10 protein-coding genes are annotated in these 6,843 nt (G+C 43.6%); 9 read left to right on the forward strand and 1 reads right to left on the reverse strand.

Going from position 1 to position 6,843, the window contains the following annotated elements:
- Positions 1–217 precede the first annotated feature (217 nt).
- Both BMY60_RS15880 and BMY60_RS14285 read left to right on the forward strand, forming a co-directional pair.
- Positions 218–373, forward strand: coding sequence for a hypothetical protein (locus tag BMY60_RS15880; protein ID WP_177166693.1), 156 nt, complete (start codon positions 218–220; stop codon positions 371–373).
- A 121-nt stretch (positions 374–494) separates the two neighbouring features.
- Positions 495–1,400 carry a JAB domain-containing protein gene (locus BMY60_RS14285; RefSeq protein WP_090334530.1) on the forward strand — a complete coding sequence of 302 codons (906 nt, stop codon included), beginning with the start codon at positions 495–497 and terminating at the stop codon, positions 1,398–1,400.
- A gap of 454 nt (positions 1,401–1,854) precedes the next feature.
- On the opposite strand, the gene BMY60_RS14290 is transcribed toward BMY60_RS14285, so the two are convergent.
- On the reverse strand, positions 1,855–2,631 hold the full coding sequence (locus BMY60_RS14290) for an MEDS domain-containing protein (RefSeq protein WP_090334531.1): 777 nt from the start codon (positions 2,629–2,631) through the stop codon (positions 1,855–1,857).
- A 200-nt stretch (positions 2,632–2,831) separates the two neighbouring features.
- Here BMY60_RS14290 and BMY60_RS14295 point away from each other — a divergent pair, with 200 nt between their 5' ends.
- From BMY60_RS14295 to BMY60_RS15885, 7 genes are all read left to right on the forward strand, one after another.
- Complete coding sequence (locus tag BMY60_RS14295; RefSeq protein ID WP_090334533.1) at positions 2,832–4,097, forward strand: alpha/beta fold hydrolase; 1,266 nt, start codon at positions 2,832–2,834, stop codon at positions 4,095–4,097.
- A gap of 34 nt (positions 4,098–4,131) precedes the next feature.
- On the forward strand, positions 4,132–4,368 hold the full coding sequence (locus tag BMY60_RS16510) for a GDCCVxC domain-containing (seleno)protein (RefSeq protein ID WP_090334535.1): 237 nt from the start codon (positions 4,132–4,134) through the stop codon (positions 4,366–4,368).
- An 86-nt stretch (positions 4,369–4,454) separates the two neighbouring features.
- Entirely contained in the window at positions 4,455–5,024 is a 570-nt protein-coding gene (locus BMY60_RS14305; protein ID WP_090334537.1) for a sigma-70 family RNA polymerase sigma factor, read from the forward strand.
- A gap of 45 nt (positions 5,025–5,069) precedes the next feature.
- A complete protein-coding gene (locus BMY60_RS14310; RefSeq protein WP_143057470.1) occupies positions 5,070–5,273 on the forward strand; it encodes a hypothetical protein in 204 nt (67 codons plus the stop codon).
- Between the two features lie 112 nt (positions 5,274–5,385).
- Positions 5,386–5,859, forward strand: coding sequence for a carboxymuconolactone decarboxylase family protein (locus BMY60_RS14315; RefSeq protein WP_177166694.1), 474 nt, complete (start codon positions 5,386–5,388; stop codon positions 5,857–5,859).
- Positions 5,860–5,902: 43 nt separating this feature from the next.
- Positions 5,903–6,544 (forward strand): DUF3047 domain-containing protein, encoded by a 642-nt coding sequence (locus tag BMY60_RS14320; RefSeq protein WP_090334542.1) that lies wholly within the window; start codon positions 5,903–5,905, stop codon positions 6,542–6,544.
- Positions 6,545–6,594: 50 nt separating this feature from the next.
- A complete protein-coding gene (locus tag BMY60_RS15885) occupies positions 6,595–6,813 on the forward strand; it encodes a hypothetical protein (RefSeq protein WP_090334543.1) in 219 nt (72 codons plus the stop codon).
- Positions 6,814–6,843 lie beyond the last annotated feature (30 nt).

Genomic DNA, 6,843 nt, shown 5'->3' on the forward strand with positions numbered 1-6,843 from the left:
CGACATGATCGTGATTAATAGTTATTAAACAAAGTGTTATTATATATCAGCTTGATACACTTCTGGGATCATTTGAATCTGACAAAGTAGAATTAATACGATTCAAAAACGCCAGCCCCAGCTTCAACAAGTCAAACCCCAAAACCAGCAACAAACCGAAACAAAAACAAAATCTCAAAAACGGGCATTGGTTTAATAACCGACAGGAGGATCAATCATGCATGCCAATCAACAAGCCAATCCAGTAAATTCATCCAGACCCAATACAGGTGATCTCTATGACAACATTGAAACTCGTCCCGATACCAGCGAAGCACAAAAAGAAACCGGTAGAAACGCTTACATTGAACTGCTCGAATCTCAAGCTCGATGAGTAGGTGGCGCGATACTGGGTTGTAATTTCCCGAAAGACTTCAAAGAACAAGGCGGAACCTCGCTCCTGAACCGGCAAATCAAATCTGCGCATGAGTTGGCAGTAATGGCGCAGATTCTTCGTGATCCGCGCTTTGAAGCACTGCGCATATTTTATACGCGCAGAAACCGCATCATTCACCACACGGCTATCAGTTCCCGGTTACCGGGATCCGGTGTATCTGGAAAAGATTAACGGCACCGATTATCATCTGGGTGACTGGGTGAACAATACGCGGTTCAAAGTACAGGCCGATGGTTACTGGTTACTGCATAATCACCCGTCCGGCAGGGCTATCGCGTCCCGGCAGGATGAACGATTTACTGCACAACTGGCTTCACTTGTGCCGGGGTTTAAAGGCCATGCCATTATTAACACCAACCAGTACAGCGTCATCAACCCAAAACTTGAAGTCAGTTTCATCAACTGGATGGGCAGCCAAGCCGGTGGTTATCAGGATGACGCTTATAAGCAACATGATTGTCTGATGGGAAACATTGCCACGCCGGATGATCTGGCAAGAATCGGTATGGCGTTGAAACACAAGGATCAATACTTCAGCCTGATTGGCGCCAATGCTACCGGTGCCGTTCAGTCGATTAGTGAATTGCCGGTATCAATCCTGGAACGCTCACCAAAAATACTGTTGGCAAGATTGCAGAAATTTACACGCTATTCCGGTGTCAGTTCGGTGTTTGTAATTACCTCAGAGAATTACTTCAATCACCCGGTATTATTGAAAGCTTGTGAAGCTGGAGTTTTACGCGATGTTATCGGCATCAACGCCAACAATGATAATGACAACTACCGTTCTCTGAGAACAGAAAGTGTCATTGCAGCTGATTCCGGTCATGAAATCAGCGTCACATTTAGAAAATTCAGAGCGTTGATTACGGAAGATAATAGTCTTCATGGTCTTAAAAACAAAACGAATATAACAAACATGACAAAACAAAAAAACGCCAAACACGTGGTCGGTAAAAAATAAAGCAAGATGAGGTTAATGGGTGGTGGTATTGAATATCAGGATGAAAAGATTTGCGTTCCGAGTCCGGATGAAGAATAGAACGGTTATCTTAGAAAGACCACGAAAGCGTTTGTTTATCATGTGATGTCGTGTTGTGCGTCATAATGCTGAATAACTCATGTTTTGTGCGAGCGGTATGAATTACCAGTTCACATTTATGATAAAATATCAATTACTTATAACTTTATGTGTGGGCAATATTTTTACTACTGCTGATGAGTCAGTCAGTTTAGAATCCTAATAGTCAGCCAAGGAGACGCGAAAAACCTTGGCTGACTGACAAGTAAAGACAAAATAATTGTCTTCAGTGTCTTTATTTAATCGTAAAAAATAAGAATTACTTACAAAATTCCTCTACCATAAAAACAGCTGCAATAACTTTGTTACATCATATAGGCCAATTCGAAAGGCCGGATCAGGCACCCAGGAAATGATTCAATGGATAATGAAATGTGTCATTATGGCACTTTAAAGCATTCAATATTGCAGTACCTGGAAATAACCGGGCGTCATACTGACAGAGACTGATAACCGGGAAACGATGCCCTAACCCCTGATTGTAACGGCTTTCAAAAGCATTAAGCTCTTCCACCCCGATTCCTTTTTTTAACGTCCAGGCCATATCCCCAAGTACTCGCATGCCCTGAATTCCCTGTTTGCTCGCTTGCAAAAAGGATTGCTCGAAAAAAGCATACAACTTGTTGCCGCTCGACATGCCTTCTGATACAACCAGCCTGCCATCCTGAATATCCAGGTCGATATCGGGTCTGGCCTCTCGAAGTTCATTCAAAATAATAGCTTGAATTTCAGTTGCAGCAATCAGAAAACAGCGGTTATCTTCCTGAAGCCCACCAAGCAGAAAAGGTAAAGCCAGTTTCAGGCGTCCTGGGTCTGAATCATAGAAAGCACATAAGTGGGTGCCATAATTAATTGAAATACTTTCCAGTGTGATATGCGCAGTCTGGCTTGTTATTTGGTCAATTGATACAAAATTTTTGTGTGTCTGGCTCTGTTCAAGATATGCGTTAAGATCGCTCAAGCGAAATCTTCTTTCGCGTCTGGCGCCGATACGTAGACACGGCAGTTTTCCGGCATCCGTCCAGCGTCTTAAAGAAATTTCACTTGCATTCAGAATTTTTGCTGCCTGCTTGATGTTTAAAAGCGATTCAGCTGAGTTTTCAGTTTTACGCATCCATATGTTCCCCCAATGAGCGGATTGTACCGCAACTAAACGATATCAGGCCGCATGCAACAGTTTTCATAAATTGCTTGACATTTATTATAGCATCGATCACATTATAAAGATGATTATTGAGTAACATTGATGATCAAAGATGATGTATATTTGAAAAAATATACTGTATAAATAATTAACCCGTGAAGGATAACCTTATGAATTCAAAACCCGGTGCATTGGATGATTCAAGTCTTTACGAAGCATTCAGTCATTCACCCGTGCGGGCCGCAGGAAATAAACCCGATCTAACCATCTACCGTTCGCCGGGCATACCGGAATACGGCGTATTCAATTATAAGGCGCCAACCGAAGGCTTGCTGCAAGTCGGCGGGCCGCACAGCACCGAAACTGATTGGTCGGATAATTTTGAAATAGCCTGGACAAAAATGGGTAATAAGGGCCCTTTGGTTCTGTTTTTACACGGCGTACCCACTAACCGCGCGCAATGGGAAGAAGTCCAGGGTCAGGTATCACGATTCTGCGAAACGATTTCTATTGATATGCTCGGTATGGGCGAAAGTTCCAAACCTCGTCTTTATGGCCGTAAAAATGATCCATCCCCGAATGATCGCTGGCATTGGGTGAATGATGTGGATTACATCGAAAAACTTATGCAGCACGAATATCCTGGACGCCGATTCATTTTTATTGCGGATGACTGGGGCAGTGGTATCGCCTCGCATTATGCAGCCAGACATAATGACCGTCTGGAGGCGCTGATACAGGTTGATCCGATTGCTTTTGACGGTTATCCGGTTAATGAAATACAGGCGATTGGCAGAGCTTCCGAGATTCCCAACACACCAGAGGGAGACAACCAATTTGCCATGATGTTTGCCGCATTTGACCAGACACTGGTGCAGATTCTCAAGTCGATGGTTTACGATCCGGCCAAGTACAATCAATATAATTTACGCTACCTGACTTTTCCCTATGTCGATATCGATTATGAGCGCAATAGTCAAAATGATGGTGTTACAGCAGTCGCAAAATCAACTACTATGCGTCTTAAATTGCACAATCTGCGTGTCCTTTCCGACAGGGCAGCTATTCTGAGCCCCGCTTTACTGCTGCCTTATCATCCACAACGCAACCCCAACGGCGTTAGATACCAGAATATTACTGTACCAACACTGATCATGTGGGGAGAATATGACAATATGATGCCAGCCGCACAGACACAACGCTTCGCACATGCGCTTGGCACAAAAGATGTACAGATCAGTTATGTTCCACGCGCCGGTCATTTTCCGGCAACCGATAACCCGGATAATGTAACCGATACGATCATTAATTTTGTCCGCCGTATTGTGGGACATCAGGGGCTCGCCGATATTTATATTGGGAATAACGGTATTTGGAAAGGCGATGAACGCCTGATGATACATGAACTACGCACGTTGCATGGACTAAAGGATTAGGTATCCATCATAATCCTTATGCCGGAGATATGTCATGAAAACCGTGGTGTTTGAATCCGATCTGACTTGTCCTTCTTGTGGTTTCACTAAATCAGAATTGATGCCTTCTGATTCCTGTATGTACTACTATGAATGCACAAGTTGCCATTCACTGATACGTCCTAAACCTGGCGATTGCTGTGTATTTTGTTCCTATAGAAGTACAGTCTGTCCACCAAAACAGAACGAAGCCATATGTTGCGATCAAAGTAATAGCAATAATGATGCGTGAAAAATTTAATAATGATGCGTGAAAAATTTAATAGGGTATTACCTGATTAATTAATAACTTCCCTTGGACAATTTTGTGAGACAACAATGAGCGGCGATTTGAATCCACAAACCTGGCTGGATGAGTATGGCGACTATTTATATAGCTATGCATTTCTGAAAGTAAAAGACAGACATGTTGCCGAAGACCTGGTTCAGGAAACGCTTCTTGCAGCCATCACGGCAAAAGAAAACTTTACCAATCGATCCAGCGTACGGACATGGCTCACTAGTATACTCAAACACAAGGTTGTTGATCATTTCCGGCGACAGGGGCGCGTTGTAAGCCTTAGTGAACTGATTGATCAGGATAATGAAGATAACCTGGATTATCTTTTTAAGACAAACGGTAGCTGGATTGAAAAACCCGAACCATTTCCTGATCCAGAATCGACATTTCAGCAAAAACAGTTCTGGAATATATTTCAGCAATGCCTGACCGGACTAAAACCCAGACAGGCAGAGGTTTTTCTAGCCAAGGAAATACATGGCATGAGTAGCGATGAAATTTGTAAGCAATTTTCAATTACACCGTCCAATGTCTGGGTACTAATGCATCGTGCCCGGTTATCTTTGATTAAATGCTTAAAAGCTCTCTGGATAGATAACGGAAAATAATAAATGTTGAACTGCAGACAAGCCAGCCTACTGGCCTCACGGACAATGGATGAAAAATTGCCTTTTTGGAAGAACCTTTCGCTGAAAATACATCTGTTGTTATGCCGCAGCTGCCAAAATTTCTCGAAGCAGCTTGATTTCTTGCGGAAAATCTCCCGCCAAACCCGGGCCAATCCTGATTTTCAGTTGACTGATGAAGCAAAGCGCCGCATTGCAGCGACTTTAAGCGATAAACAAACCAGTGATTGATGATGTGAGATAAACAATTCTCAACGATCTTTTTAACGTGTATACAAGGAGTCTAATTAAATGTTGCAGGAAATCAATCAGACAGGACCCAATTCATTCACCCAATGTTTTATTGGAAATTGAAAAAACTTTTGGCAGTCATACTCACAATGTGTTTAAAGTTTATGCCGAGCACCCGCCTTTACTTGCGACAAACTGGGAAAAGTACAAAGCCATAATGCTGCAAGGAAAATTACGCAGGAAAGTTAGAGAAACCATTGCAATCCTTATATCACAGGATAATGGATGTAAATACTGTGTAGCTGCGCATCGCACCGCCTTGCACAGCATGAAAATCAGTGATTCGGAAATTTCAGCAGTAAGCGACGGTATGCTGCCCGACGATTTTACCGACAAGGAAGCAGTTCTTGTGAAATTTGCTCGAAAAGCAAACTCGAACTGGCATGATATCGAAAATGTCGATCTCCAGACATTGTCCGATCTTGGTGTTGAAAAATCCGAAATGCTCAAAGCCCTGGGCACCATGGAATTCTTTATCGTTTTTAATCGATGCGCGGATGTACTGGGAATTGAGATAGATTTTTGATCTCCGATCAACGCCCATTGGGTAATACACGATCATTGCAGGCATGAAAAAACATTTACTCTGGATAGCCATTTGCCTGTCCATGACAACATGGGCATCCAGTGAACATATCGATATTGCCAGATTTTCTCAAGGTAATTTCAATGGATGGCAACCCAAAGTATTTGCCGGTGAGACGCGCTATTCGCTTGAGCTTGAAGAAGATCGCATGGTTTTGCGTGTTGACAGTCATCAGGCGGCTTCGGGATTATATCGTGAAGTCAGTATCGATCTGAGTAAAACGCCCTTGCTCAACTGGACCTGGAAAGTGGATGGCATCCTGACCGGAAATGATGAACGTCGTAAAGCTGGCGATGATTATCCGGCCCGTGTCTATGTGGTTTTTTCTGGTGGCGTCATGTTCTGGCGCACGCGTGCGATCAACTATGTATGGTCGAACAGGCAACCAGTTGATAGCAGCTGGTTCAGTGCTTATACCAGTAATGCGGGCATGATCGCCATACAATCCGGGGCTACTAACGTTGGTCGCTGGATGGAGGAAAGCCGCGATGTGCGCGCCGATTACCGGCGATTATTTGGAGAAGAACCGGGTCGTGTCGATGCCGTAGCCATTATGACCGACACCGACAATACAGGCGCTGCGGCAACAGCATGGTATGGTGATATCTGGTTTAGCGCCAGATAATTTTAGCTTCAGAAGAACTGTAACAAACAGATTGTTATCAGCAAGTGCTCATGGATTTTGCACACATGAACCCTGTCAAACATCTCATAAAAAGCCTCTTTGTGATGGCGGCAATGTTTGAAGCGCGTGATCCTTATACCGGCGGTCACTTATGGCGTGTATCGCAATATAGCCGTATCCTGGCGGAGTATGGAGGGCTGTTACTGTCCCGTGTCAATTATCCTGGCCGGTTTGGCGACAATTATGATGGCCGGTTGAGTTTTTTATGATTTTTTCAGATTTTTCCTCCTGTAACTTTC

Source organism: Nitrosomonas sp. Nm51 (assembly GCF_900111165.1).
In the GTDB taxonomy this organism is placed as follows: domain Bacteria; phylum Pseudomonadota; class Gammaproteobacteria; order Burkholderiales; family Nitrosomonadaceae; genus Nitrosomonas.

Excerpts from the sequence above, each read along its gene's own strand:
- BMY60_RS14310 (WP_143057470.1), top strand. The coding sequence starts at position 5,070 with ATGGATGAAAAATTGCCTTTTTGGAAGAACCTTTCGCTGAAAATACAT.
- BMY60_RS15880 (WP_177166693.1), top strand. The coding sequence starts at position 218 with ATGCATGCCAATCAACAAGCCAATCCAGTAAATTCATCCAGACCCAAT.
- BMY60_RS14320 (WP_090334542.1), top strand. The coding sequence starts at position 5,903 with ATGAAAAAACATTTACTCTGGATAGCCATTTGCCTGTCCATGACAACA.
- BMY60_RS14305 (WP_090334537.1), top strand. The coding sequence starts at position 4,455 with ATGAGCGGCGATTTGAATCCACAAACCTGGCTGGATGAGTATGGCGAC.
- BMY60_RS14295 (WP_090334533.1), top strand. The coding sequence starts at position 2,832 with ATGAATTCAAAACCCGGTGCATTGGATGATTCAAGTCTTTACGAAGCA.
- BMY60_RS14290 (WP_090334531.1), bottom strand. The coding sequence starts at position 2,631 with ATGCGTAAAACTGAAAACTCAGCTGAATCGCTTTTAAACATCAAGCAG.
- BMY60_RS15885 (WP_090334543.1), top strand. The coding sequence starts at position 6,595 with ATGGATTTTGCACACATGAACCCTGTCAAACATCTCATAAAAAGCCTC.
- BMY60_RS16510 (WP_090334535.1), top strand. The coding sequence starts at position 4,132 with ATGAAAACCGTGGTGTTTGAATCCGATCTGACTTGTCCTTCTTGTGGT.